Origin of the sequence: Chryseobacterium sp. CH25, assembly GCF_004119455.1 — a bacterium.
Taxonomy (GTDB): domain Bacteria; phylum Bacteroidota; class Bacteroidia; order Flavobacteriales; family Weeksellaceae; genus Chryseobacterium.
This window is the reverse complement of record NZ_NRQT01000001.1, coordinates 791487-817537: the sequence shown is the minus strand read 5'-3', so window position 1 is coordinate 817537 and position 26051 is coordinate 791487. Positions and strand designations below refer to the sequence as shown.

Annotated in this window: 24 protein-coding genes and 1 pseudogene; 14 read left to right on the top strand and 11 right to left on the bottom strand. The window is 35.6% G+C overall.

Features of this window, described 5'->3' with window-relative positions; translation table 11 throughout:
* Window positions 1–206: 206 nt before the first annotated feature.
* Window positions 207–422 carry a membrane protein insertion efficiency factor YidD gene (gene yidD / locus BOQ64_RS03605; RefSeq protein WP_045502213.1) on the bottom strand — a complete coding sequence of 72 codons (216 nt, stop codon included), beginning with the start codon at window positions 420–422 and terminating at the stop codon, window positions 207–209.
* A gap of 137 nt (window positions 423–559) precedes the next feature.
* On the opposite strand from yidD, the gene BOQ64_RS03600 reads away from it, so the two are divergent.
* The gene (locus BOQ64_RS03600; RefSeq protein WP_129055949.1) at window positions 560–1837 is read left to right on the top strand and encodes a replication-associated recombination protein A; all 1278 of its coding nucleotides are present in this window, start codon (window positions 560–562) and stop codon (window positions 1835–1837) included.
* A gap of 51 nt (window positions 1838–1888) precedes the next feature.
* Here BOQ64_RS03600 and BOQ64_RS03595 read toward each other — a convergent pair whose 3' ends face one another.
* The 6 genes from BOQ64_RS03595 to BOQ64_RS03570 form a co-directional block, all read right to left on the bottom strand.
* Entirely contained in the window at window positions 1889–2308 is a 420-nt protein-coding gene (locus tag BOQ64_RS03595) for a hypothetical protein (protein ID WP_129055951.1), read from the bottom strand.
* Window positions 2309–2420: 112 nt separating this feature from the next.
* The gene (locus BOQ64_RS03590) at window positions 2421–3068 is read right to left on the bottom strand and encodes a DUF2339 domain-containing protein (protein WP_262708728.1); all 648 of its coding nucleotides are present in this window, start codon (window positions 3066–3068) and stop codon (window positions 2421–2423) included.
* Between the two features lie 104 nt (window positions 3069–3172).
* A complete protein-coding gene (locus BOQ64_RS03585; RefSeq protein ID WP_129055955.1) occupies window positions 3173–4651 on the bottom strand; it encodes a DUF2339 domain-containing protein in 1479 nt (492 codons plus the stop codon).
* 112 nt (window positions 4652–4763) lie between these two features.
* Complete coding sequence (locus tag BOQ64_RS03580) at window positions 4764–5309, bottom strand: hypothetical protein (RefSeq protein WP_228448122.1); 546 nt, start codon at window positions 5307–5309, stop codon at window positions 4764–4766.
* Window positions 5310–5819: 510 nt separating this feature from the next.
* A complete protein-coding gene (gene pheA / locus BOQ64_RS03575; protein WP_129055959.1) occupies window positions 5820–6668 on the bottom strand; it encodes a prephenate dehydratase in 849 nt (282 codons plus the stop codon).
* Between the two features lie 159 nt (window positions 6669–6827).
* Complete coding sequence (locus BOQ64_RS03570) at window positions 6828–7256, bottom strand: acyl-CoA thioesterase (RefSeq protein ID WP_129059637.1); 429 nt, start codon at window positions 7254–7256, stop codon at window positions 6828–6830.
* A 135-nt stretch (window positions 7257–7391) separates the two neighbouring features.
* On the opposite strand from BOQ64_RS03570, the gene dnaA reads away from it, so the two are divergent.
* The 6 genes from dnaA to BOQ64_RS03540 all read left to right on the top strand — a co-directional run bounded on the left by dnaA (window position 7392) and on the right by BOQ64_RS03540 (window position 11923).
* Window positions 7392–8846 carry a chromosomal replication initiator protein DnaA gene (gene dnaA, locus BOQ64_RS03565; protein WP_045495212.1) on the top strand — a complete coding sequence of 485 codons (1455 nt, stop codon included), beginning with the start codon at window positions 7392–7394 and terminating at the stop codon, window positions 8844–8846.
* Window positions 8847–8960: 114 nt separating this feature from the next.
* Window positions 8961–9413, top strand: a complete 453-nt coding sequence (locus BOQ64_RS03560; RefSeq protein WP_129055961.1) for a low molecular weight protein-tyrosine-phosphatase — start codon at window positions 8961–8963, stop codon at window positions 9411–9413.
* Between the two features lie 2 nt (window positions 9414–9415).
* Window positions 9416–9916: a nuclear transport factor 2 family protein gene (locus BOQ64_RS03555; protein ID WP_129055963.1), complete on the top strand. Its 501-nt coding sequence runs from the start codon at window positions 9416–9418 to the stop codon at window positions 9914–9916.
* A gap of 4 nt (window positions 9917–9920) precedes the next feature.
* Window positions 9921–10619: an SAM-dependent methyltransferase gene (locus BOQ64_RS03550; RefSeq protein WP_129055964.1), complete on the top strand. Its 699-nt coding sequence runs from the start codon at window positions 9921–9923 to the stop codon at window positions 10617–10619.
* Window positions 10620–10629: 10 nt separating this feature from the next.
* Complete coding sequence (locus tag BOQ64_RS03545; protein WP_129055966.1) at window positions 10630–10911, top strand: hypothetical protein; 282 nt, start codon at window positions 10630–10632, stop codon at window positions 10909–10911.
* Window positions 10912–10915: 4 nt separating this feature from the next.
* On the top strand, window positions 10916–11923 hold the full coding sequence (locus tag BOQ64_RS03540; RefSeq protein ID WP_129055968.1) for a hypothetical protein: 1008 nt from the start codon (window positions 10916–10918) through the stop codon (window positions 11921–11923).
* Window positions 11924–11977: 54 nt separating this feature from the next.
* Here BOQ64_RS03540 and BOQ64_RS03535 read toward each other — a convergent pair whose 3' ends face one another.
* Window positions 11978–12829, bottom strand: coding sequence for a DUF4349 domain-containing protein (locus BOQ64_RS03535; protein ID WP_129055970.1), 852 nt, complete (start codon window positions 12827–12829; stop codon window positions 11978–11980).
* Window positions 12830–12913: 84 nt separating this feature from the next.
* Complete coding sequence (locus BOQ64_RS03530) at window positions 12914–13387, bottom strand: DUF962 domain-containing protein (protein ID WP_129055972.1); 474 nt, start codon at window positions 13385–13387, stop codon at window positions 12914–12916.
* Window positions 13388–13460: 73 nt separating this feature from the next.
* Here BOQ64_RS03530 and BOQ64_RS03525 point away from each other — a divergent pair, with 73 nt between their 5' ends.
* The 7 genes and pseudogenes from BOQ64_RS03525 to BOQ64_RS03495 all read left to right on the top strand — a co-directional run bounded on the left by BOQ64_RS03525 (window position 13461) and on the right by BOQ64_RS03495 (window position 22861).
* Window positions 13461–14306, top strand: coding sequence for a helix-turn-helix domain-containing protein (locus tag BOQ64_RS03525; RefSeq protein WP_129055974.1), 846 nt, complete (start codon window positions 13461–13463; stop codon window positions 14304–14306).
* Between the two features lie 217 nt (window positions 14307–14523).
* Window positions 14524–15705 (top strand): TolC family protein, encoded by a 1182-nt coding sequence (locus BOQ64_RS03520; RefSeq protein WP_262708727.1) that lies wholly within the window; start codon window positions 14524–14526, stop codon window positions 15703–15705.
* Between the two features lie 23 nt (window positions 15706–15728).
* Window positions 15729–16846: pseudogene (locus BOQ64_RS03515) on the top strand (HlyD family secretion protein).
* Window positions 16847–16948: 102 nt separating this feature from the next.
* Window positions 16949–18541: an MFS transporter gene (locus BOQ64_RS03510; RefSeq protein ID WP_129055980.1), complete on the top strand. Its 1593-nt coding sequence runs from the start codon at window positions 16949–16951 to the stop codon at window positions 18539–18541.
* A gap of 312 nt (window positions 18542–18853) precedes the next feature.
* Window positions 18854–21073, top strand: coding sequence for a TonB-dependent receptor (locus BOQ64_RS03505; RefSeq protein WP_129055983.1), 2220 nt, complete (start codon window positions 18854–18856; stop codon window positions 21071–21073).
* 109 nt (window positions 21074–21182) lie between these two features.
* The gene (locus BOQ64_RS03500; protein WP_129055985.1) at window positions 21183–21992 is read left to right on the top strand and encodes a siderophore-interacting protein; all 810 of its coding nucleotides are present in this window, start codon (window positions 21183–21185) and stop codon (window positions 21990–21992) included.
* Window positions 21993–22156: 164 nt separating this feature from the next.
* Window positions 22157–22861 carry a class I SAM-dependent methyltransferase gene (locus tag BOQ64_RS03495; RefSeq protein WP_129055986.1) on the top strand — a complete coding sequence of 235 codons (705 nt, stop codon included), beginning with the start codon at window positions 22157–22159 and terminating at the stop codon, window positions 22859–22861.
* Here BOQ64_RS03495 and BOQ64_RS03490 read toward each other — a convergent pair.
* Window positions 22834–23499, bottom strand: a complete 666-nt coding sequence (locus tag BOQ64_RS03490) for a hypothetical protein (RefSeq protein WP_129055988.1) — start codon at window positions 23497–23499, stop codon at window positions 22834–22836. The two genes, BOQ64_RS03495 and BOQ64_RS03490, sit on opposite strands and share 28 nt — an antisense overlap.
* Window positions 23500–23845: 346 nt before the next feature.
* Window positions 23846–25882: a methionine--tRNA ligase gene (gene metG, locus BOQ64_RS03485; RefSeq protein WP_129055990.1), complete on the bottom strand. Its 2037-nt coding sequence runs from the start codon at window positions 25880–25882 to the stop codon at window positions 23846–23848.
* Window positions 25883–26051 lie beyond the last annotated feature (169 nt).

Below are 26051 nucleotides of genomic sequence, written 5' to 3'. Positions count from 1 at the left end.
TCCGGAAAAGCACTCAGATCTCCTAATTCTGTTGTAGAGTAGATCTTTACAGGAACATTGTTTCCATTAATATCCAACGTTCCATCGGATAAACCTCCAGGGTATTCCTGTGCGAAAAGGCACTGAGTAACCAATGCAAATATGACAAGGTAAATTCTGAAAAAAATATTACTCATTTTTCTATTGATTTAATAGTTTGTTATTTTTTATTGATGCTTATGTTTAGGTGGAACAGGGTCATAGCCGCTTCCTCCCCAAGGATGACATCTTAAAATCCTTTTAAATCCCAACCAGAACCCTTTAAATATACCATGAACCTGTAAAGACTCTATCATATAATGAGAGCAGGTAGGTTCGTAACGGCAATTTTTAGGAAGTAGGGGCGAGATAAACCACTGGTAAAATTTTATCAAAATTACCATAGGAAATGTAATGATTTTATTGAATGTAAGTTTCAAAACAATGCAAAAATAGGGTAAAAAAATGAAAATTAGTTTAATTTTGTTATAAGTTTCAGACCATAGAAATCTGAAATGTTGATCTAAAAAATAAAAGTACTTTGAATCAAAATATTCCATTAGCCGAGAAATTAAGACCTAAAACTCTGGATGAAGTTTTAGGCCAGGAACATCTTACCGGCGAAAAAGGGACGATCCGAAAAATGATCGAAAACAATACCCTGAATTCCCTGATCTTTTGGGGGCCGCCGGGAACAGGAAAAACAACATTGGCGGAAATTGTTTCGGAAAGATCTGGGAGGAAGTTTTATAAGCTTTCTGCAGTTTCTTCCGGAGTGAAAGACGTTCGTGATGTGATTGAAGATGCTAAAAAGCAGAATTTATTTTCAGGAAAATCTCCCATTTTATTTATTGATGAGATTCATCGTTTCAATAAATCTCAGCAGGATTCATTGTTGCATGCTGTAGAAAAAGGCTGGATTGTTTTAATAGGCGCTACCACAGAAAATCCAAGCTTTGAAGTTGTTTCAGCTTTATTGTCCAGAAGTCAGGTTTATATTCTGAAAGCCTTAAGTTATGAAAAGCTTGAGGAGCTTATTGATATTGCTTCCGATAGATATAATAAAGATGAAGGAACAGATTTTAAAATTCTTGAAAAAGAAGCCCTTATTCAGTATTCAGGAGGTGATGCCAGAAAGCTGATTAATTCTGTAGAGCTGGTTTTGAATCAGTATAAAAATACAGATACCAAAGAGATTATCAATTCAGATGTACTGGAAGTTCTTCAGGAAACAATGGCCCTTTATGATAAGAATGGTGAGCAGCATTATGATATTATTTCTGCCTTCATTAAATCAATGCGGGGAAGTGATCCTAACGGAGCAGTGTACTGGCTGGCGAGAATGCTTGTTGGTGGAGAGGATATTAAATTTATTGCAAGAAGAATGCTTATTCTGGCGGCAGAAGATATTGGACTGGCTAATCCTAATGCGCTGGTGATTGCCAATAACTGTTTCCAGGCGATCAATGTGATCGGAAACCCTGAAGCGAGAATTATTCTAAGTGAAACGGCTGTATATCTTGCTGTTTCTCCTAAGAGTAATTCTGCATATATGGCAATTAATGAAGCAATGGCATTAGTAAAACAAACCGGGAATTTACCTGTGCCTCTTCATTTAAGAAACGCTCCTACTAAATTGATGAAAGATCTTGATTATGGGAAAGAATATAAATATGCTCATTCTTATGAAGGAAACTTTGTAGACCAGGACTTTCTTCCTCAGGAGATCAAAGATGTGAAACTGTATGATCCCGGAAGCAACTCCACAGAAAAGAAGATCTATGAAGAGCTGAAGAAGAAGTGGGGAAATAAATATTAAGTAAAAAAGGATAGCATTCTTCATGCTATCCTTTTTTTGTATTGTTAAAAATTACTTTGTTGTGTAAATAAAGAAAGCTGGCTTCCCGTTGTGATCTTTTTTCTCTGCCTTTGCTATAATTGCTGTGAATATTTTAGTAGATGAATCCGTAAATTCTTGATCGTCAATAAAAACAGAATTGTCAGCAGGGATGTCATTTTGCTTGTTCAGCTGCGCTAATGTCATTCGGTCAAGTACATTATTGCCTTTGAATTTATATACAGTAACTCCGTTTGTAAAAACAGAACTGTATTTTTTCAAATTGGCAGGAAGGCTTGCTGCGCTATTATAGGCTTTCAGGACCTGCATCTGAGGAACGTTCGACTTGAACAGGTCTTCAGTTCCAATCATATTATCAGCTACTGCAAGCTTTTTCTGTGCAAATAAAGTTGCAGATGACAATATTAAAAAAGAATAGAGTAATTTTTTCATAATCAGAATATGTAATGTTAAAAACGTGATAAATATAGTTATTTTTTATAAAATTTGAATTAAATATTGAAATGTTTTAAATTTCATTTAGAGATAAAAACTTTTGGACTAATTATAATTCCTGATTTTCTTCGTTTTCCTTTTTGGTGTCAACCATGTTTTTGATAATATTCTTAAGACGCTGAAAAGTGAATGAACTTAATAGCAGGATAACCCCAAGGGCAATAAACGCACTTATTCTGGAAATGTTATCCATTTGCCAAACGTCATAGCCATAAAGTTTTAAAACCATTAAGCCGATCAGGGCAAACCCAACTCTGCTGTATTCCTGAATACTTTTTCGCAGTCCTATATAAATAAATAGGCTGGCAAGAATGGTCCAGATGATTGGTAAATAAAGAATGTTGAAATGATTTTTTGCAGCATAAGACTCGGTTACATTATGAGATGCTGCCAATACATATAAGTGATAAAGTTCAGCACTTACCGAAGCAATGAATGTTATAGAAATAGCCCAGTATGAAATTCTTGCTTTATGGAATTCTGTATCGGGGATGATTTTTAAAACTGCATATACAAAAGGTATCCACTGAAGTAAATGTATTATATAAAAACTGCTATGAAGCTTTTTTGATAAAATATCCGTAACTGCTGCTGAGGTAACAGTAGAAATATTAATCATAATAAGGAAAAAGAACAGGTAGATCAATCCGGTTTGAAGGTCGTTGGCAATGTTCAGCTTTTTTCTGAAGAATAACATTATGAAAATATAAAAGATACTGTACAGTAATCCTGTGCTGGTTATTGCAGCCCAAGGCATTGTGTTGATATGATAAATAATTTCAAAAAGTATAGCGGCATAAATTACCCCATAACTTGCAGTTGTAATAAGATCTTCAAAAAAGGAGTTGATTTTGCTTCTCCTTCCTTAGGAATGTTTTTTAATAAATATAAATTGACCCCGGTTGATACAATAGTTACCAGACTTGTTAAAAATACAGGATTGAATATGATGCTGAGGTTTTTAGCACTGAAGTATTCGCACCATGTAATAATCTGTGCAAAAATAACAAGAGGAAAAAGGATATTGAAGAATGTTCTGAAAATTTTATGACCTGTTTTTTTCCATATAAAAAGAAGTAGGGTGGCCTCTATAGCCCAAACACTGGTAATAAGATGCGCTTTAAATTGCAGAGCAACGGCTATTGTAATCAGGCTTACTGTTATTCCTGCAAAAACAGAAAAAGAAATTCCGAAGTTTCTTTTCCCATATTCTCTGAAAAGAAGGATTGTATTGACTGCTGCAAAAATAAGAGGGAAGATAATAACCGGTTCATATTGTATTTCATGGAAGATATAGGTAAGGCCTATAATACTTGCGCCGTTAATAAGAGCAAGCATTAGGATATCCGGAACAGAAAGTTCATTTCTCCTGAAATAGTTATGAAGAGCAAAAATGTAGAAAATAATATAACTGATCAGATAAAATGTAATGCTTAACAATTCAGGAAGATCTACTGTCCAGTACAACAGATAAATGCCAGTAAAGATAAATGCTGTCCATCCTACACTTTTCCAGTGTTGAAGGAAGGCAACGGCCAGCATACCGATATTTAATAAAGTAAGGTAAGTGAAAAGAAATGGATAATTGCTTTCTCCTGTACTGATCATCAGAGGAGCTGTAAAGCCGCCTATTAATGAAAAGATAATTAAAACTTCACTTTTGTAATAATAGGAGAGCGCAATGGCAGCAGCGGTGATTATTGAAGTAATAACAAACGCTGTATTCTGGCTGAAAAGATGATATTCTCTGAAAGCAATGGTGGTGGTAAAGTATAATATGGCAATTCCGCCACCCGTGATAATGGATGCAAATGTTTTGTAATTTTTTCTCAGGAAATGTCCTGTAAGAATAATGATTGATCCTGTAAATAAACCAATTCCTACCCTTGCAGTTTCTCCAATCCAGTTTTTATCGATGGCATATTTAACAAAATAGCCTATTCCGAGAACTAAAGTGAAAATACCAATAACGGTAAGAATATTTTGTTTTAAAAATTCAAATACAGGACTAAGCCAGTCTTTTTGAATTATTGAGGGGTATTCAGAATTCTTACTGGTGGTTATGGTTTCTCTACGATGCTCATAAATAGGGGAAGGCGATGGAAGGGCAGTTTCTTCATCATGAGTAGCTTCCTGGGTTATCTCAGGTTGTGGTGTTTTTTGATTGATTTTAGAACTAAGATCTGATACCTCTTTTTCAAGTTTCCGGATCTTGGTGTTCAGGTTATTGAAAATGATGGCAATAACTACAATCAGGATAACTGCAAGATACTCATTCATTATATAGTTTTTATCAAATATAATGAAAATTGAATGGTAGTAAAAATTAACCCATCGCAATAGAGGCGATGGGCTAACGATATAGATAACTAACAATATGTCTGTACTGATATTAGTTGGATACTTTGTAAATAGTAAATGAAGCAACACTTGATCCTAATATTCCTGCGTCAAGCAGAGAAGAACCTACAAGACCAAAAGAAATCTTATCTCCTGCCTGTAGAGAATATATTGAATTAATACTTGCATCTGAAATCGTTAATTTTAATAAAGTAACATCAATACCACTGAATGCACGGCTGTCAATTGTAGTGGCAACCCCACTTCTTGTTCTTACGATTCCCACACCCGGTGAGTTTGCCAATAATGAGGCTTGTACTCCCGTTCCGTAGCGGAATGAAAATCCGATGTAATAAACTCCGGTAGATGGAACAATGAAAGTATTATCAGAATCTGAGAACATAGCTGCAGATCCTATTGTTCTTTCTGCTGCTACAAAGTTAACTGCTCTGAAGCCGGAAGGAAAAAGTCCAAGACTTAAAAGGTTTATTCCTGTAGACTTTCTGGCTGCAAACATTCCTGAGTTAACTCCAGAAGCATCTATTAATAACTGCGGGTCAACCATAAAGACCTGTTCACTTCCTTCATTTAGGGCCAAAATCTGATATCCAGGTAAAGCTGTTGCCGCTGGGGTGTCTCTTACCTTTAAAGTACCATTACGTCAAGAGTTGCTGAGGGAGTAGCCGTGTTAATTCCTACTTGGGAAAATAGCGGTAGAGTAGCAAAGGCTACAATTAGGCTGTAGATTTTAGTTTTCATGATCAAATTTTTATTTAGTTGCTAACAAATATACAATAAAAATTATACTCTGTATTGTGAAATTTATATTTTTTATAATATTATGATGGGAAATATTTAAACATATGTTTGTATTTTGTTGTATATAATTACATATTTTAATTACGAGTTATTTTTGTGTTATTTTTATAATTCAGTGTTAATGAGGGTTTTGGATAAATTAAATTTCCCTGTTAAGTGGGTTATTTTTTAGAGTTATAATGAATTTTACTACACATTTATTGGTGAAATATTATATTTTTATATTACGTATATAACAAAAAAACACTGCCGATTAGAGCAGTGTTTTCAATTTTTTATGTATTTTTTTCTAGCTTTCTAGAAGAAATTCTTTATAATTTCCAAGGAAATCAACGTCTGCGTTAATAGATTCAAGTTCTTTTAGCGCATTTCCATGTAATATGTCTTCCCAGGCTCCTTCTACATTAATAAAGAAAAAATAATTACCCAATCCGGTTTTCAGGGTTCTGGATTCAATCTTGCTGAGGTTCATTTTCCTCCATGCAAAAACAGATAAAACCTGGTGAAGTCCTCCGGGGTGATCTTCTGGAAGGGTAATAAGCATTCCGGATTTCTCTCCCAGTGTTTCCAGCTGGCTGTTGTCATATTTGTTTTGCTGTTTAGAGATGATGATAAACCGGGTATGATTCTGTTCAAAATCCTGAATGTTGCGGTTGATGATGTTCAGACCATATAAGTTGGCTGCAAACTGATTCGCCACTGCAGCAATTTTAGAATCTTTATTTTCTGAAACAAACTTAGCAGCAGCAGCTGTAGAGGAAAAATCCTGCTTGGGAATTCCTTTGTAATGAGTATCTAAAAAATGGAAACTCTGAGCCAGTGCCTGAGGATGTGAATAAATCCTTTCAATCTCTTCAATAGAATTTTCAGGATGAATCATCAGGTGGTGAGCAATAGGCATTACAGCTTCTGCCTCAATTTTAATAGACGGTGTCTTATACAGATAATCCAGCGTCATAGATACGGTGCCTTCTATGGAGTTTTCCAAAGGAACAACAGCTTTAAGTGCGTCTCCGTTTTCTACAGCTCCAAAACAATCCAAAATACTGGCTTGTGGTAAAAGCTCATCATCAGGAAAAAGCTGTGCAGCGGCAAGCTGGGTAAAGCTGGCGTGAGGCCCCAAAAATGCAATCTTCATAAATAAATATATAAGGTATTGTTGTTATTACAAGACAAAGGTGCGAATTATAGTTCAAAGCGCAAGACAAGAGGAGATAAAGTTTGAGTTAGATGGTTCAGGTTCCGAGTTCCGAGGTTCGGGCTCTACTTTACCACTCTTTTTTCTTTAATTCTTATCTTATAATGTATCCTCTGTTGCTTTCTTCCAGTTAGATTCAATCATCTTCATCAGGAAATCAGGGCATTTAATGACTTTGTTGGTTTTGGCATCTAAAAAGAAAAGAGTAGTGGAAGCCTCAGTAATTTTGATATGCTCTTCATTGTAAATTTCATACTCAAACTCAATTCTTACTCCTGGAATTTTTTTTACATAGGTATGAATTTCTAACTTTTGGTCATATAAAGCTGGGCGGATATACTTAATTTTGTAGTCCGAAACAGGAAGCCAAATTCCTTGGTTTTCAATTTCATCGTATGAAATTCCTATGCTTCTGAAGAGCTCAACCCGGCCCACTTCAAAGTACTGAGCGTAGTTACCATAGTATACATATTTCATGGGATCTGTTTCTGCGTAACGTACTCGTATTGAATGTGTTGTGTGTATCATTTTAGGTCTTTAATTATACATACAAATATATTTTTAAATAATCAATACCTGCAATATTTTTTTTAAAAAGAAAAAATTGGACCTTTGTCTCCCTTCTAAAAACAGTACAAACAAAAGAATAATCAGGGCATAAAAATGGATGACAATTTAATGATGATATGGCAGAAGTGCCTTCAGTTTATGCGCGATAACTTGAACGCAGCTGAAGATAATTCTGACCTGAAAAAACTTGAGAAATCTTTCGATATGTTATTTGATAAGGTTCAGCCACTTTCATTAGTGTCTAACAACCTTACACTTATCGTACCGAGCGATTTTTACAAGGAATATATAGAGGATAACTACTTGTCCTTACTTTCTGCTGCCCTGAAGAAAAATGTAGGAAAAGGAGTTAAATTATGGTATTCTGTAATGGAAAACAGACCAAAAGGTGAAGAAAAGCCGGTTACCATGAATATGAAGGGACAAAGTGTTCCTACTCCAAAAACACAGGAAACAATGCCACAAGGATTCTCAGCTAATATTGTAAACCCTTTTGTGGTCCCTGGAATCAGAAAAGTAAATATCGATTCTAATCTGAAACCAGACTATTCTTTTGACAGTTATGTAGAAGGAGAAAGTAATAAATTTGCAGCTACCGTAGCAAGATCAATTGCAAAAAGGCCGGGAGCTACAGCCTTCAACCCATTATTCTTATATGGAGGGTATGGAGTAGGGAAAACCCACTTAGGCCAGGCTGTTGGTCTTGAAGTAAAGAATCAGTTTCCGGACAAAGTAGTTCTTTACTTATCTTCAGAAAAATTCATCCAGCAGTTTATTTCTGCTGCGAAAGCACATAAGCAGACAGAGTTTGCGAACTTCTATCAAATGGTAGATGTATTGATTATTGATGATATCCAGTTCTTATCAGGAAAATCAGCAACACAAGACAGTTTCTTCCACATTTTCGATCATTTGCATCAAAATGGAAAGCAAATTATCCTAACTTCAGATAAAGCACCTGCAGACATCATGGATATTCAGGACAGGATTGTTTCCCGTTTCAAATGGGGACTTTCTGCAGAAATCAAATCTCCGGATTTATCTACAAGAAGACAGATCATTGAAGACAAATTAAGCAGAGACGGAATTGTACTTCCAGGAGACATGCTTGACTTCCTTGCTGTGGAAACAAAAACAAACGTAAGAGAGCTAATCGGGGTTATTAACTCGGTAATTGCATATTCTACAGTTTATAAGAGAGATCTAAGTCTTGAGTTATTAAAAGAAACCATCAACAGAATTGCAGCCAACCAAAAGAAGGTGATCAATATTCCTTATATTCAGGAAGTGGTATGCGACTATTTTGGAATCAAAAAAGAGCAGCTTCTGTCTAAAACAAGAAAAAGAGAAATCGCTTTACCAAGACAATTGGCGATGTATTTCTCAAAAGAGTTCACCAACTCTACGTTCACTAAGATTGGTGAAGAAATGGGCGGAAAAGACCATTCTACAGTAATGTATGCTTGTGATACCATCAAAGATGTATCCAAAATTGATAAAGAAATCAAGAAATACGTTAAGGATCTTACCGAAAGAATCAAGCAGTAAGATCATCTTAAGCTAAAATATTTAAAAATGAAGAATAGTTGTATTCTTCATTTTTTATTTAGATTTGTTGAGTAATAAATATTGATCACAGTTTAATTTATTAAATTTCAGACTATGAAAATCCTGATGGTTTGTCTCGGAAATATATGCAGAAGCCCTTTGGCAGAAGGAATTATGAAAACAAAAGTTCCTGAAAGCTTTATGGTAGATTCTGCCGGAACCATTTCTATGCATGAAGGGGAACATCCGGATAAAAGAGCGATTAAAACCGCCGCCAATCATAGTGTTGATATTTCCAGGCAGAGATCAAGACCTATCACCAGAAAAGATTACGAAACTTTTGATAAGATTTACTGTATGGATAGGGATGTACTTAAAGACGTTATTTCCAAAGCTAAAAATGAGGAAGAACGTCAGAAAATATCATTATTTTTAGAAGTATTGGACGATCATAAAAATGCTGAGGTTCCCGATCCTTATTGGGGAGATATGAATGATTTTGAAAAGGTTTACCAATTATTGGATAAAGGATGTGATGCCATCAGAAACCAAATCCTAATATCATAATCATGAAAAAACTGTTATTATTACTTGTACTAAGTTTTAATTTCTCTTTCGCTCAAACCAAAGATGAAAAAGAAATACTTAAAGTAATGAGCGACTTTATGGAATGTATTAAAACAAGAAATGAAGCTCAATATCTGTCCTTATTCCAGGAACCTGTACTCTGGACCGGAATCTATAAAGACAGAACACAGGCGAAACGTCTGGAAAAGAATCCCAAGGCAGAATATTATTTTGCTGATGATTATAAAGCTTTCATCAAAAGCTTTAAAGACAACAAGTCTGAAGAAAAATTTGACAATATAAAAATCGTTGAAGATGGAGCAGTAGCTTCTGCCAATTTCGATTACAGCTTTTGGTATGACGGTAAAATGGAAAACTGGGGGAAAGAAATCTGGACACTGATGAAAATCAACGGTACCTGGAAAATAACCTCTGTTACCTTTTCTATGGACCTTGCCAAATACTTCCCACAACCTTCACTAAACGAAAGAACTAAAAAATAAAACAATGCTTTTTTTACTCCCTGCTTACTTATCAGAAAACACTTCTATTACTCATTTTGCACCCGTTATAAAAGACTATATCATGCAAACGGATTACTTCTTCGTGGAAAATGAGAAAACAGCCAGAAAGGTTGTTAAATTCTTTGCTCCTGAAAAGAAACAGGCAGATCTGAAGCTGTTTTTACTGGATAAGTATACGGAAAACGCGGATATTAAAGAAGCTCAGCAGATGATGCTGAAAGGGCAGGACTTCGGATTACTTTCTGAAGCAGGATTACCATGTATTGCAGATCCGGGAAATCTGATGGTAAAATGGTGCCATGAGAAAAATATCCAGGTAGTTCCTATTTCAGGTCCTTCTTCTATTATTCTGGCTTTAATTTCAAGCGGATTCAACGGACAGGAGTTCACTTTCAACGGATATCTTCCAATTGATAAAGGAGAGAAAAAGAAGCAGATTCAACAGCTGGAAAGTTTAGTTCAAAGAACTGGCTATTCTCAGATTTTTATGGAAACTCCTTACAGAAATAACCAACTTATTGAAGATTTGACTAAATTTCTGTCTCCTAATACCAAGCTTTGTATTGCTGCTAATATCAATGATCCAGAGCATGAGTTTATTAAGACAAAAACAATCAAAGACTGGCAGAAACAAAAGCCTGAGCTTCATAAAGTTCCCGCAGTGTTTGTATTAGGAAAATAAAAAACTAATAATGAAAAATAACCCGTTTCTTACTGTTATTCTATTGTTTTGCATTCAGGTATTGCTGATCAACTACTTGGATTATATAGATTTTGAGATGGGGGAAGGTTTATCCTTAGCTTTTATGTGCTTTTTGATTCCAACTGTTTCTGTAGTTCTTAATTCGTTTCTCAGAGAATCCAGATATAAGAAATCATTCAGGTATTTTACTTTCTTTATTGTAATTGTTTCCCTTCTGGCATTTGTAGCACTGTCTTATTTAGGAGCCTTGGGAAGAGCTTATCAACATTAAGAGTATGAAGAAAACAGTTGTGGATTATATGAATCTTGGTCTGGCAGGCGTTTTTATCGTACTGGTTCTTCTTTATGGAATTGCTTTAATACAAAAAAAGGAATTTAATAAAGTAAAATGGTCAGCAAAGATCATCAGTGTGTCCCCGGATTCTACAGATGAAAAGTCAGGAATGCTTAAAATCCTTGATGTGGTTTTTATCAATACTTTTAATAATTCTGAAAACAGATTAGATTATAACTCTCCCAAATTAATTGTTTCAAAAGGAACAGATTCTGCTTATTTTTGGTCTCAGGATGATCTGTTACCAGACTCTTTGTCTGTTAAATATTTTTCTGTTGAAGAGAAAAAGTTTTATCAGTTGAATACAAAGCTTCCTTTGGAAAAAATGCAGAACGCTTTGGATAATAAGAGTCTTGGAATAGATTTGAAAATGGAAATTCAGCCAAAAGGCAAGATATTATTGAAGATTGAACAGCCGGAAAATAAGAATTTCGGATCAAAATTAATAGAAGGTTTTCTGGCAAAAGAAATTCCGGGAACATTGAAAATGTTGGTGTACAGAGAATATGCAGGCGAAAAATATAATGACTTTCCTTCTCTGAAAGGGATTTCAGATTATTCAGATGTTCTTATTCAAAAATATACATGGATGGTGAAAGTTGAAACCGAAAATTCAGAAGATGTTTCAGAAATTTCAGTGTATGCTTTTGATGGTAAATCAATGAGAACTGAAAATGAAACTTATGAAGATGCAAAACTGAGAAATCTTCCAAACAGGTTTTCTATTGATTGGGGAAATACGCAACGATATGGAAGCAATTATTCTTTTGACAGTCAGGAAATCCTGGATGCTTTTAAAGCATTAAACCAGATAAAGAGTAGTGAACCTGCACTCATCACCTTTAAGGTATTTAAAAACGCTTATCCAAAGGCTGAAATATCTAAAGGAGGAAAAACGATTCCATTAAAAGATGCTTATCCGGATCTTCCAACAAAATATGCCCACTAAAATAAAAACCGAACCTCAATAGAGATTCGGTTTTCTTAATATATTAGGAAAAAACTACTGTTTTCTCTTTTTCCATTTTTTCCAGAGAAAAATAACTAAAGGAATCAATAAGAAGAAAGGCCAGAAGGAAATAATCCCTAATAAAAAAGCTACAAAACTGTTCCATCCTTCTGTCAGGGAGTCTACAAAACGACTTCCGAATCCAATTTTTGAAGTTGTAGAACTTCTTACTTTTTCTTTATATAAGCTTAAATTTAAAGTGCTGTAATTCACCCGGTCATCAATAAAACGAAGTCTTCCTTCAGCGACATCAATTTCATCTTCCAGACCTCGGATTTTTTCCTGTATTTCCAACATATCCTTTGTGGTAGTGGCACTTTTAAGCATATCCCGGTATTTTTCAAGATAAATTTTTTTGTTAGCCAGTTTTATGGATACATCAGTATATTCCTCTGTAACATCATCTGATGAAATATTTTTAGACAATACAGAGCCTACACCATCAGAAAATGAATTGACAAGCGTATCAAAATTTTTATGAGGAACACGGATGGTTAAATCAAGGTTTTCATCTATATCTGTATTTTGAAATTCTTCTTTTTGAATATAAGCATTACTCTTTTTTAAAATTCCATTGACGAGGGTCTGCGCTTTTTTTATTTCGCCAACCTGAATTCTCATATTCCCGTTTTTAATGATTTTTCGGGAGAGAGTATCAGTCTTATTGCTATTAGGTTCGTTGGAGGATGCATCATCTGTTTTAGCATTAATAAGCGAAGCTTTATTTAGAGGAGCTTGTTCTTCTATTATTTCTGTAAGATCAGCATTAGCAGACAGATTATCACCGCCAGACTTGCTACAATTAATAAATGCTAAAAAAAGTAATGGTAAAAGTAAAGTTCTCATGAAAAGTTAATTTTTCATGAATACTATCAAAAATCATGCTTATAAAAAAAATCTGAATTTGTTTAATAGAATAAGCGAAAGATGTTAATATCTGATCCCGGTCTTTTTCAGAATAAAGCCTAGCAGCCATATCGGCCCGATAAGAAGAAACTGAATATCTTTCAGGAAAGAAGGCTTTTTCCCTTCAATCTTATGTCCGATAAACTGGAAGATCCATGTAATGGCAAAAACACTGAGATAAAGGATCCAGGATTGCTTACCAAGACTGATATTAGTAAGATAGATACAATGTTCTGCCAAAAGCATAATCAAAATCATGGTGATTCCGATTAGTAAAGAAAGTCTTACATAATATAAACTTATCAGTGCAACAGCAACCAAACTTACAATGCTGATGCATCCAAAATAGGAAATACAGAAATGAGACGATGGAATGAGGGAAATAAACCCAAGGATAGAACAAAAAATTAAAGGCACACAAAACCAGTGAATGAACTTGTTAGTCGCATTTCTATGGCTCTTGCTATATTCTGCAAATAATAAATCAACCTTTCTCATACTGACAGGAATTGGATTAATGCTAAAATAATAAAATTTTGCAATCAGTGATAAGATTGCTTACATTTGTGTTATGTCTGCCTTAGAAAAGTTCGGAGTTGAAATTTTTACACAAAAAAATATTTTCGAGAGAATTGCTGTTGATAAGCCATTCCGTCCCGAAAATCCGTCTTTTATTTTCATTAAATCTGGAACTATAAAACTTCGCCAGCACTTCAGTGACCTGGAGGTTTCTGCTAATATGTTTATGGTAACAGACCCGCAAACTATTTATGAAGTGATATCAGTAACAGACGATTTTCAGTCTAGAATGGTTTCCTATAAAAGAGAATTTATTTCCGCCCTTTCTTTGAAATTCAACAGGCTGATTACGTACCGCTATTTCAGACAGCAGATGAATAGAGGAGTTCCTTTTTTGGAAAGTGAAATGGAAGTAGTCTGGAAAAGTGTCAATTTTCTGAAATACATTTTGGATTCTGAAACCGATATGCTTTATAAAAAAGAAATGGTGGAACATCTTTTCTCTGTTTTCTGCTATCAGATGGCCGGAATTATTTCTAAAGAAGATAATAATTCTATGAACCAGATGTCCAGACAGGAGGAAATTGTCTTTGTTTTTCTGACAGATCTTTCTGAGCATCACCTCACAGAAAGGACGGTGGAGTTCTATGCCGAAAAACAATCCATTACAACCAGACATCTTTCATCAGTAGTCAAAGAGGTGACGGGAAAAACAGCAAGCCATATTATTGCTTTAATCGTAATGAATGAAGCAAAAGTACTTCTGAATTCTTCCAATAAACCTGTATCAGAGGTCTCATCTATCCTTGGTTTTAGTGATCAGTATGCGTTTTCACACTTTTTTAAAAAGCATATGGAAGTGAGTCCCAGACAGTACAGACATCAGTTTGAAAACTAAAATCCTACATTTGAACATCTTTTTCCAAAAATCAAACATTTGATTGATTTTGTTGTTGTCCTAACTTTGCATCTGTAAAACAAGGTAAAATGACACAAAAAATAAAAACAGCACTATCTGTATTGATAGCAGCTTTTCCTGCGCTGTTTTTTCACAACAGGTAAAACAGCTGACCGCAGGTGAGATTGCTGAACTGGCAGTTCAGAATCATCAGCAGTTGAAGGTTTCCGCTCAGAATATTGATATAGCCAAACAGAATATCAATGTTGCCAAGCTTCAGAAACTTCCAACCATCACGGCTTCTACAAGCCAATTCTATTTGGGGGATGCAGTAGCCATCGATAAAGATTTTTCAAATTCTACAAAGGTCCCTATGCCTCATTACGGAAGTTCGTATGCGGTTCAGGCTACTCAATTGATCTTCAAAGGAGGATTGGTGAATAAATCCATTGAAATGGCAGGGCTTCGTGAACAGCTTTCTGAACTGGATCTGGAGAAAAACAAACAGGATGTGAAATTCTTAGTAATCTCCAACTATCTGGATGTCTATAAGATCATCAACCAACAAGAAGTATTTCAGAATAATAAAAAGTTAGCTCAGGAACGTTTGAAAAATATCCAGAAGTTCTATCAGCAGGGAATGGTAACCAGAAACGAAGTGATTCGTGGTGAACTTGCCCTTAAAAACCTGGATCAGGGAATTCTGACCCTTTCAAATAATAAAAAAATCCTTAACTATAATTTAAATATTGCCTTAGGTTTATCTTCTGACACTGAAATTGTTCCTACTGAAAGTCTGGATAACAAAGAATCAGGAATTGGGATGGATTATTATATGAGCCTTGCTCATGACAGCAATCCGGTGTTGAAATCAGCACAGAAAAACATTGCAGTAGCGGATAAGAATATTGAAATTATTAAAACCGATAATTTACCTACGCTGGCAGGATTCGGCGGATATACTTTACAAAGACCGATTACTACGAGAAACCCTGTCTTGGATATGTATTCAGGAGGTTGGCAGACAGGAGTTTCTCTTAGTTACAATATCGATACCCTGTACAAAACAAAAGAAAAAGTAAAACTGGGAGAAATGCAGAAGAATCAGGCGAGTGATGCGATGACTTTGGTGCAGCAGAATGTAGATATGGGAGTGAATGCGGCGTATACCAAATACCAGGAGTCTATTCAGCAGGCCGATATTTTAAATGATTCCAAAAGGCTGGCAGAAGAAAACTACAAAATTACCGAAGCCAAATATCTGAATCAATTGGCTGTGCAGGCGGAAATGATTGATGCACAGAACCAGAAACTGCAGTCAGAACTGGATTATGCAAACGCAGAAATCAATGTTTTGTATCAATATTATAACCTTTTGAAAGCTACAGGAACACTTTAATTTTTTAAACTGAAATCAACACAATGGAAAACAAGGAACAAACTACTCAAAATACAACACCTACTCCTGCAAAACCAGCGGTAGACAGCAAAAAAAGCAGAACAAAAAAAATAAAATCAGAGCGATCATTTCTAATATCATCGTTTTTCTGGTGATCGGCTTCGGGTTATTCTGGCTGATTCGTGAATATTTCCACATCGGGAACAAAACATATACAGAAGCGGCTCAGGTAGAAGAATTTATCAACCCGATCAATACAAGGGTTTCTGCTTATATTAAAGAAATTAAATTTATTGAGCACCAAAGAGTAAAAAAAGGAGATACGCTGGTGATTTTGGATGAACGTGAAATCCTTACTCAGCTAGGACAGGCTGAAGCAGCTTACCAAAATGCAATGGCTCAAAAAACAGCAACCAGTTCTTCTGTCAACACAGTTTCCAATAATGTAAATGTTATGGAATCTAATATTGCAGGAGCAAAAGCAAGACTTTGGAACGCTGAACAGAACCTGAACCGATATAAAAATCTTTTATCTGCAGAAGCAGTAACGAGACAGCAGTACGATCAGGTAAAAACTGAATATGATGCTCAAAAAGCAGCTTATGAAACCTTAGTAAACCAAAAGCAATCAGCTAACCTTTCCACTACAGAAGTGAAAAGCAGATTAGGAATTAATGATGCAGAGATCAAAAGAACAAAATCTGCTTTGGATATGGCCAGAATCAATCTTTCTTATACCGTAATTACAGCACCTTATGATGGAGTGATGGGAAGAAGAACGATTTCTGAAGGTCAATTAATTCAACCAGGTCAGCAAGTGGCAACCATCGTATTGAATGGGCAGAAATGGGTAACTGCCAATTTCCTTGAAAGCCAGATGCCTAATATTAAAGTAGGGGAGAAAATGATGATGACAGCAGACGCATTGGGTGGAAAACAATTTGAAGGAGTGGTAACTGCTGTTTCTGCGGCTACCGGATCAAGATATTCAAATGTACCAACAGATAATTCAACAGGTAACTTCATAAAAGTACAACAGAGAATTCCTGTAAGAATCGAGTTTACAGCTGCTAATAAGAAAGAAGATCTTGAGAAGCTGAGTGCTGGTATGAATATGAACGTGAATATTAATAAAGACTAAAAGATATCAGAGGTCAGATTTCAGACTTGATATGATGAATAAAGATTGAAGGCTGAATTGGTAAAGTCTGTTATCTGATATCTGTAATCTAATATCTACAATATGTACAACAAAGGATTATATAGCGATTGGGTGCCCAAACCCGTACAGCTTCTGCTGATTGTATTACTGCTTGCCGTGGTAATGCCGATTGGTGGAGTGTATACCGGGAACATCAGCTCTCTGGTGAGTGGTACAGGAGCTATGACAGAATATTTCTTGTGGGCGAATTATGCGACCACTATTGGAATGGGAGCGTGTATGCCGGTTGTCATCAGGATCAAAATGCGGTTCAAGGTAAGAGACAAATTGGTATTGTTATTGGTTCTTTTAGGATTATTAAGCTATATCAATTCTACTACTTTACAGCCGATGATCTTCGTTTTTTCCGCTTTACTGATCGGATTTATGAAGATGATGGTAACTATAGAACTCTTCCTGCCATTAATGGTAATGATTGGGAACAGAGGGATTTTTTATGGAGCATTTTACACATTTGTTCTGGTGATGAATCAGGTGGCTGTGTATTATTCAGCGGAATTTGCTCTTCTGTATAATTGGCAGCAGTATTATATTTTTACAGCAGTTTTATGCTTTATTTTAGCTTTTATACACTGGATTTTCATGCATAACAAATACTTTGCCCTGAAAGTTCCATTGCATTATATTGACTGGTTGAGTATTCTGCTTTTTATTTCAACCTTTATGTTTTCGGCCTATGTGTATGCATTCGGAAGACAGCAGGACTGGTTGAATTCAAAGAATATCATTAATGCAAGTATTGCAGCATTTGTGAGCTTTGCATTGCTTTCTATTCGTCAGTTAACACTAAAGAGACCTTATCTTTCATTTAAAATTTTCACAAAAAGTAATGTACAGAATGGTTTATTTATGCTGTTCTGGCTAGGGATGTTCTTAGGAACAGCTTCTCTTCAGAATACTTTTGCTGTAGGAGTTTTAGGATATGATCAATTGACTAATGCGAAACTGAGCATGATGATGATTCCGGGAATCATTCTGGCTGGAATCATTGCTATATTTTGGTTTAAAAAAGAAAAACCATTGAAAATGTATATTTTTTCAGGGTTTGCAGGAATGATAGGCTATGCAATAATCATGTATTTCTCCATGGTAATGGAATTCAATTATGATAACTGGTACCTGCCTATGTTCTTAAAAGGCTATGGAATGTGTTCTCTGTTTATTTCTGTATGGTTCTATACATTAGATAAACTTGAAATGGATGAAATGCTGGCAGCTATCGGATTAATACTGGTTTGGAGAACTTTTTTAGCAGTAGGTATATTTTCTACCTTATATTCATGGCTACAATATCGTTTCCAGGTTACCGCAATAGGAGATCTTGCTGTTTATATGGACGGAATGACGGTAACTCCACAGAATGTAATGGCTAATATGAAAACCATTCAGCTTAATGCTATTCTTATCGCTACCAAAAAGATATTCGGATTTATTATTCTTATTGGTTTTGGAGTTTTGGTTTATGTACTTACCCATCACTTCGGAGCTAAACGATTCCAGTACTTCAGATTTATCAGAGTGCTTGGCGGTAAATCTGTTATTGCCAGAAGAAGACTTCGTGAACGTAAAAAATTATTAGAAGAAATAAAAGACGCAGCAGGACCTGCGATATAAAGATACCTTGTTTTTCACAGTAAGATCCTGGTCCTTAGTTGGGCTGGGATCTTATGATTTTTAGGTGGGAAGCAGGAAGCTGGAAGAGGGAAGTTATGATAGACGCTTAACAGCATTGCTCAACACAAGAGAATTTCCCCAAAGAATTTATGATAACTTCTAGATGTACCCATGACATAGATAACTTCCAGCATCCTTCTTCCAGCTTCCAGCCTTATAACCTCAAAAAGTGAAAAATTTCACCCTTTCTTATTTTTATTGTTTCTAAATAAAAATTACCTTTGCGAAATTATAAAACTTTGATTTGAAGGAATGAAAAAGCATTATGCATTCATAGGTCTGTTAGCATCGGGATTGATGTTTTCCCAAACTGTTAAAGATTCTGTACCCTCTAAAGGGATAGAAGATGTTGTTATCGTAGCATCAAGAAAACCTACCAAAATTTCTGAAATCCCAGGTACCGTTTGGGTAGTTCAGAAAGAAAAAATTCAGGAACAGGCGAAAAGCGGAGTTCCAATTAAAGAAATGCTATCCATTTTAATTCCGAGTATGGATATCGGACCGCAGGGAAGAACCAATTACGGCCAGAATATGAGAGGTCGTTCTGCTCTTGTGATGATAGATGGAGTTTCATTAAACAGCATCCGTACCATCAGCCGTCAGTTGGACGCCATTGATCCATTTAATATTGAAAGAATTGAGGTGCTTTCCGGAGCAAGTTCTATCTACGGTGGAAATGCAACGGGTGGAATCATTAATATCATTACAAAAACACCTTCCAAAAAGGGAATCAGTGGAGAAACTGAATTAGGAGTGCGTACAGGATTTATGGGGAAAGATGACCATGATTTCCGTGCAGCTCAGGCTATTTCAGCCAAAGGAGAGAAGTTCTTCGGAAGATTGGGTGTTGCTTATCAGCAAAATGGCGGTGCATATGGAGCAGATCAGAAACAGCTGTTTACAGATATTACCCAAACCGATCTTCAGTATAACCAATCTATTGACATTTTGGCAACTGGAGGATATCAGTTTAACAATAAGCATAAAATAACAGCTTCTCTTCAATATTATAATTCTAAATTCAATGGGGACAGAAGTTTGTATTTAGGGGAAAACCTAAGTGCTTTTACAAATCAAAATGCAAATCTGCTGGAAATGAGAGATGGCTTTTCTTCCGATAAAAATATAGGAACAGAACGTTATATGGCAACAGTGGCCTATACGGGAAATAATATTCTTGGCGGACAGGATCTGTATATTCAGTTAGCAACAAGGGGAGAAAAACTTGGATTTTATCCTTTCCCTGGAAAAATAGAATTGGCAGATAAAGAAAAAAGATACTATATGTCTTCGTCTCAGCAGGATACTTATTATTCCGGAATAAAGGCATTATTATCAAAATCATGGAAGGGGTTGAATATAACTTATGGAGCTGATATAGATTTTGAAAAATTTGAAGGGACACAATCTGTTTATGATATAGCTAAAACAATGTCCAGTGGAGGACTTGTCAATGAAACGATGTATAGTCTTGGCAGATATCCTACAAACCGTTCACAAAGCTATGCAGGATATGTTCAGGCAAAATATAATATCATTCATAAGTTACAGCTTAATGCAGGAGTCCGTTACCAGCATATTAATGTAAAAATGGATGATTTTGTGGGTTCTGAACAGCAAACACAGATTGCTATGGGATATGGAACATCTGCTTCAGAAATTCCAGGAGGAGAAAGCTCCTATAACGTAACCTTAGCGAATGCCGGATTACTCTATAAAATCAATGAACAGAATCAGGTTTGGGGAACATTCTCCCAGGGGGCAAGTTTAGCTGATCCTGCTAAATTTTATGGAGTAGGGAAATATGAGCTGGATAAGAACAAGAAGAATTGGAATGTAATCTCCAGTGTCAACGTGAAAGAGCAGCCTTTACAGGCTATTAAAACCAACCAGTTTGAAGTTGGATATCGTATTAATAAAGGCGGATTAAGAGCTCAGGTTGCCGGATTCTTAAGCAATTCTGACAAGACCGTGGCTATAGATAAAAAAACATATCAAATTCTTGTTAATGATCTGAAGTTAAGAAATATGGGAATCGAGGCTGAGATTTCTTATTCTATGAACAATGGAGTTTATTTTGGAGCCAGCGGATTATTGATTAAATCTGAAGTAGACAACAAAGGTGAATGGCAGAAACAGGAAATTTATAATGCTTCACCATCAAAATTGGTAACCTATATTGGGTATAATATCAAGAATTGGTCATTCAGATTCCAGTCGTTACAGAATTTCAAGCAGGAGGATGAACTTAAGAATGTAATTGAAGGTTACAATACATCAGACCTTATGATAGGATACCGATTCCAGTTTGGAAAATTGAACCTTGGGATTCAGAATTTGTTCAATACAGATTATCAAACCATTTGGAGCAAACGTTCTCAGGTTTTATATTCAAGCTACGGAATGCCTGCATTGTTTAATTATAAAGGAAGAGGCAGAACATTTAACCTGTCTTATACTTTTGAATTTTAAAAAATAAGATTAGGGTAATTATGCCTTAGTCTGAATCAAATACTTTCTACAAATCCGGTTTCTGATATTGATCGGAAGCCGGATTTTAACTTAAAAAATTAATTCAGTTATGGCTCAAGTTTCAACAGGGCAATTCATTGCCGAAGTCACAAGAAAAGAATACATCACCGATCATTTTATCAGAGTGTATTTGTATTCTCCAGAAGTTCAATTGTTTAAAAATACAACGATAGGAGATAATAATAAAATTGCTATTCCTCCGGTTGGCTTAAACGAAGTTCACTTTCCAACCATAGAAAATGATGAGTGGGTATATCCGCCAAAAGAAGTAGCTCCATCTATCAGAACGTATACTCATAGAGGAATTGACTTGGAGAAGAATGAAGTGTTTATTGATTTTGCAGATCATGGAGATGGAGGACCAGCCTCAAAATGGGCAAGGGAAGCAGAAGCAGGAGCAAAACTTGGAGTAATGATGCGCCTGGATGGAAAAGAGTTATACCCTGAAGCAGACTGGTATTTACTGGCAGGTGATGCTACGGCAATTCCTGTTTTAAGTGCTATTTTGGAAACCCTTCCAGAAACAGCAAAAGGAATCTGTATTATTGAAGTTCATGGAAAAGATGATGAACAGGTATTGGAAACCAAAGCAGATATTGAATTTAAATGGCTGCATAATTCCGAACCTCAAATCAGCAGTGAAATTGCTGAAGTGGTGAAGAATATTGATATTCCTGAAACTTCAAAATTTGGGTACGTAGCCTGCGAATTTTCCAGTGTTAAAGAAATTCGTACTTATCTCCGAAAAGAAAGAAACTGGACTTCAAAAGAGCTCTATGCATTTTCTTACTGGAAAGCAGGAAAAGCAGAAAACGAATCACAGGCAGACAGACACGAAGAAAAGGAATCAATAGCATAAGAGATTGAAGTTTGGAAGACGTGAGAAATGAGATAATAGACTTGAGATAGAGAGTTTAGAGTGTAAATTTGAGATTATGGTATAAAGTCCAACTTTAAACTTTAAACCATGAACTTTGAACCTTCTGCTTTGAACTTTATCCTCTGAAGCTGTATCTTTGCACCATGAAAGATTTAATGGGCCAAGCTATCTGGGATTATTATCACGATGAAAATCCTGAAGACCTGCAGACGGAAACGTCAATTTCTGAATTGGATGAACTTCCTGTAGACTATTTGTTCAGGGATTTTGAAGAGATGAATGCTATTGAGCAAAAAGCATTGCAGTTATCCAAAGGGAAAGTTTTGGATATTGGTGCAGGAGCAGGTTCACATGCATTATATCTTCAGAATGAGGCTGATCTTGATGTTACAGCTTTGGATATTTCTCCAAAATCTATTGAAGTTTGCCAGTTAAGAGGAATTAAGAAGGCTGTTTGCAAAAATATCCTTGATTTTTCAGGAGAAACGTTCGATACTGTTTTATTATTAATGAATGGTACCGGAATTTTTGAAGGATTATCCAAGATTGATACTTATCTTCAAAAGCTAGGTAATTTGTTGAACGAAGGCGGACAGATTCTAATTGACAGTACAGATATTTTGTATATGTTTGACCGTGATAAAGATGGTGGAGTATACATTCCTGCCGGCGGATATTACGGAGAACTGGAATATGTTGTTCATTATAAGGGGCAATCTGAAAAACCAATCACATGGCTTTATTTAGATTTCAATACCTTGAAAAATGCTGCTGAAAATAATGGATTTAAAGTAGAGAAAGTATTGCAGGATGAAGACTCTTATTTAGCAAAACTTACTAAGAGATAACTTGAAAATAGACCCTGATAATTAATGGTGATTAAAAAAGCCATTATAGTACAAATAATAATGGGGACAATATAAGAAGCTGCTCGGTAGGGCAGCTTTTTTGGTGTAAAAAGAACCCAGAACACCAACAATATCAAAGCACCTACAATGGCTATGAAAAGTTCCGGACTTTTTCTGTAGGAATAAATGGATTGGGTAGAGCCTTTATACATAAAAGAAACTATACCATTTTGAATGAAAAGGAAAACAAATCCAAAAATAAATGTCAGAACAGCAGGGCCATACTTCTTGAGTTTAATCAGGTTTAGTCCTAATAAAATTGCCCCTGGAATAGTTCCCAAAATGATGCTGATTATGAATATCATTTCCCTTGGGAAAAGCTTTATAGCATTTGAATCTTCTGTGATATGATCTCTCCAGAGCTCTTTCTCCTCTGCAGACTTTGCTTCTTCTTCTGTTTTTTTACTTTGAATTAACTTATGAACTGCGATTTTTTCCTGCTCAGTAAAAGATCTTCCTCTTTCGTTCAGAATTTCAAAAGCCATTTGAACGGATTCGGGAACAAAGCGATTGCCTTCTTTTAAATACTTTTCTAATTCTGAGTCGGAGAGTTTCCTTAAAACACTTTTATTAACCATAATAACGGCTGCAAATATAAATAATATTAGAATAAATAGGCAGCATTCAATTGTATCGGAGGTAAAATCCTTGCGCCTTAAAGCATATAGCTTGTGAATTAACTTGCGTCTTTGCGTAATCCAACAATTTACAAAAAAGAATCAATAAAGGATAAGTGTATTTAACGATATTTAATAGAAATGGGCTTTAGTCCGTTTTATCTTTCATGTCCCTTCATTGGTTTTAGCCAAAACTTATTTTAGAATCATCTGCGAGAGAATATAATATATTAAAAAACTGGTCTGCAATTAAAAAGAAAGGCTGCTTCATCCGAAACAGCCCTTAATCTTTATATTTAGATATTAATTATCCAATCTCAATACCGTTCTCAACATTACTGTCATCCGGTGTTACGAAAGATAATTTACCATCCGGTTTAGTCGTTAATAACAACATTCCCTGAGATTCAATTCCTCTGATCTTTCTAGGAGCAAGGTTCAATAAAATCATTACCTGCTTTCCAATTACTTCTTCAGGAGTAAAGCTTTCTGCAATACCTGAAACTACAGTTCTTACGTCTACTCCTGTATCTACAGTAAGTTTCAATAATTTATCTGCCTTTTCTACTTTCTCAGCCTCTAAAATAGTAGCGGTTCTAAGATCTATTTTTGTAAAATCATCAAAAGTGATTTCTTCTTTCATTGGATTAGCGTTAGGGTTGGTTTTCTTATTGTTTTGTTTGGTGTCTTCAAGCTTTTGGATTTGAGCTTCAATCACATTGTCTTCAATTTTTGAGAATAGAAGAGATGCTTCATTGATTTTATGACCTGTTTCAATTAAAACAGATTGTGTTTCAACGTCACTCCAGCTTTTCTTTTCAACATTGAACATGTTCAATAGCTTTTCAGAGCTGAAAGGCATAAATGGTTCACAAAGCTGAGCTAATGCAACAGCAATCTGAGCTCCTACAAATAGAGATTGAGCTGCCTTTTCTGGATTATCTTTGATGGTTTTCCAAGGCTCTTCAGTCTGAAGATACTGGTTTCCAAATCTTGCAAGGTTCATTAATGCAGATAAAGCATTTCTGAATTCATAATTATCAAGGAACCCTGAAATTTCAGCTGCTGCTTTATTGATCTCTTTTAACTCTGGGCTGTTAATATCTCCCTGAGGAATAACTCCATCATAATATTTATGAATAAGAACTGCAACTCTGTTGATGAAGTTTCCGAAGATACCTACCAATTCAGAATTATTCTTCGTTTGGAAATCCTTCCATGTAAAGTTATTATCCTTAGTTTCAGGAGCCGATGAAAGAAGAGCATATCTTAAAACATCCTGTTGTCCTGGGAAATCTTCAACATATTCATGTGCCCAAACCGCCCAGTTTCTTGAAGTTGAGATTTTATCGTTCTCAAGGTTCAGGAATTCAAATGCAGGTACATTTTTAGGCATGATATAATCTCCATGTGCCTTCATCATTGCCGGGAATATGATACAGTGGAATACAATATTATCCTTTCCGATAAAGTGTACCAGGTCACTGCCTTCACTTTGCCAGTAATCTTTCCAGTCTTTTCCGTTTTTCTCAGCCCATTCTTTCGTGAAAGAAATATATCCGATAGGAGCATCAAACCAAACGTAAAGTACTTTCCCTTCTGCATTTGGAAGAGGGACAGGAACTCCCCAGTTCAGATCTCTGGTCATTGCACGTGGCTTTAACCCATCGTTTAACCATGATTTAACCTGACCGTATACGTTAGGTTTCCAGTCATCTTTATGACCTTCAATGATCCACTCGTTTAAAAAGTCTTCATATTCGTTAAGTGGCAGGTACCAGTTCTTTGTTTCTTTAAGAATAGGAACATTTCCACTAAGCATTGATTTTGGATTAATCAGCTCGGATGGAGATAGGGTAGAACCACATTTCTCACACTGGTCACCGTAAGCATTTTCATTGCCGCAGTTCGGACAGGTTCCTACAATATAACGGTCTGCAAGGAATTCTCCAGCCTGCTCATCAAAATACTGTTCAGAAACTTCTTCCGTAAATTTTCCTTTTTCATAAAGAACTTTGAAGAAATCCTGGCTGGTTTCATAATGCTTGGGAGAAGTTGTTCTGGAATATTCATCAAATGAAATTCCCAGATCAGCAAAAGATTTTTTAATAATCCCGTGATATTTGTCAACAATATCCTGAGGAGTAACTCCTTCTTTTTTAGCTCTTATGGTAATAGGAATACCGTGCTCATCTGAACCACAGATAAACGCTACATCTTTTCCTAATCTTCTCTGAAATCTTGCGTAAACATCCGCAGGAATATAAACACCTGCCAAATGTCCTATATGAACCGGACCGTTTGCATAAGGCAAAGCTGCCGTAATCATCTTTCTGTTTGACATTTATAGTAAAGTTTTGACTACAAAGATAAGGATTATCTCTGTAATACCGCTCTTTGTGGAGTTATTATGATAAATCTTGTCGTTTTCCGGACTTGAATATGAAATTAAGTTAAACGAATGTTTAACTTTTTGTTAACGCGAAACAAATATTATGCATTGCATACTATCG

Coding starts and splice junctions, on each gene's coding strand:
- BOQ64_RS03490 (WP_129055988.1), bottom strand. CDS start 23,499: ATGGTTAATAAAAGTGTTTTAAGGAAACTCTCCGACTCAGAATTAGAA.
- BOQ64_RS03570 (WP_129059637.1), bottom strand. CDS start 7,256: ATGATACACACAACACATTCAATACGAGTACGTTACGCAGAAACAGAT.
- BOQ64_RS03560 (WP_129055961.1), top strand. CDS start 8,961: ATGAAAATCCTGATGGTTTGTCTCGGAAATATATGCAGAAGCCCTTTG.
- dnaA (WP_045495212.1), top strand. CDS start 7,392: ATGGATGACAATTTAATGATGATATGGCAGAAGTGCCTTCAGTTTATG.
- BOQ64_RS03590 (WP_262708728.1), bottom strand. CDS start 3,068: ATGTTATTCTTCAGAAAAAAGCTGAACATTGCCAACGACCTTCAAACC.
- BOQ64_RS03495 (WP_129055986.1), top strand. CDS start 22,157: ATGAAAGATTTAATGGGCCAAGCTATCTGGGATTATTATCACGATGAA.
- BOQ64_RS03585 (WP_129055955.1), bottom strand. CDS start 4,651: ATGAATGAGTATCTTGCAGTTATCCTGATTGTAGTTATTGCCATCATT.
- BOQ64_RS03550 (WP_129055964.1), top strand. CDS start 9,921: ATGCTTTTTTTACTCCCTGCTTACTTATCAGAAAACACTTCTATTACT.
- metG (WP_129055990.1), bottom strand. CDS start 25,882: ATGTCAAACAGAAAGATGATTACGGCAGCTTTGCCTTATGCAAACGGT.
- BOQ64_RS03500 (WP_129055985.1), top strand. CDS start 21,183: ATGGCTCAAGTTTCAACAGGGCAATTCATTGCCGAAGTCACAAGAAAA.
- BOQ64_RS03540 (WP_129055968.1), top strand. CDS start 10,916: ATGAAGAAAACAGTTGTGGATTATATGAATCTTGGTCTGGCAGGCGTT.
- BOQ64_RS03530 (WP_129055972.1), bottom strand. CDS start 13,387: ATGAGAAAGGTTGATTTATTATTTGCAGAATATAGCAAGAGCCATAGA.
- BOQ64_RS03545 (WP_129055966.1), top strand. CDS start 10,630: ATGAAAAATAACCCGTTTCTTACTGTTATTCTATTGTTTTGCATTCAG.
- BOQ64_RS03510 (WP_129055980.1), top strand. CDS start 16,949: ATGTACAACAAAGGATTATATAGCGATTGGGTGCCCAAACCCGTACAG.
- pheA (WP_129055959.1), bottom strand. CDS start 6,668: ATGAAGATTGCATTTTTGGGGCCTCACGCCAGCTTTACCCAGCTTGCC.
- BOQ64_RS03525 (WP_129055974.1), top strand. CDS start 13,461: ATGTCTGCCTTAGAAAAGTTCGGAGTTGAAATTTTTACACAAAAAAAT.
- BOQ64_RS03595 (WP_129055951.1), bottom strand. CDS start 2,308: ATGAAAAAATTACTCTATTCTTTTTTAATATTGTCATCTGCAACTTTA.
- BOQ64_RS03505 (WP_129055983.1), top strand. CDS start 18,854: ATGAAAAAGCATTATGCATTCATAGGTCTGTTAGCATCGGGATTGATG.
- BOQ64_RS03535 (WP_129055970.1), bottom strand. CDS start 12,829: ATGAGAACTTTACTTTTACCATTACTTTTTTTAGCATTTATTAATTGT.
- yidD (WP_045502213.1), bottom strand. CDS start 422: ATGGTAATTTTGATAAAATTTTACCAGTGGTTTATCTCGCCCCTACTT.
- BOQ64_RS03555 (WP_129055963.1), top strand. CDS start 9,416: ATGAAAAAACTGTTATTATTACTTGTACTAAGTTTTAATTTCTCTTTC.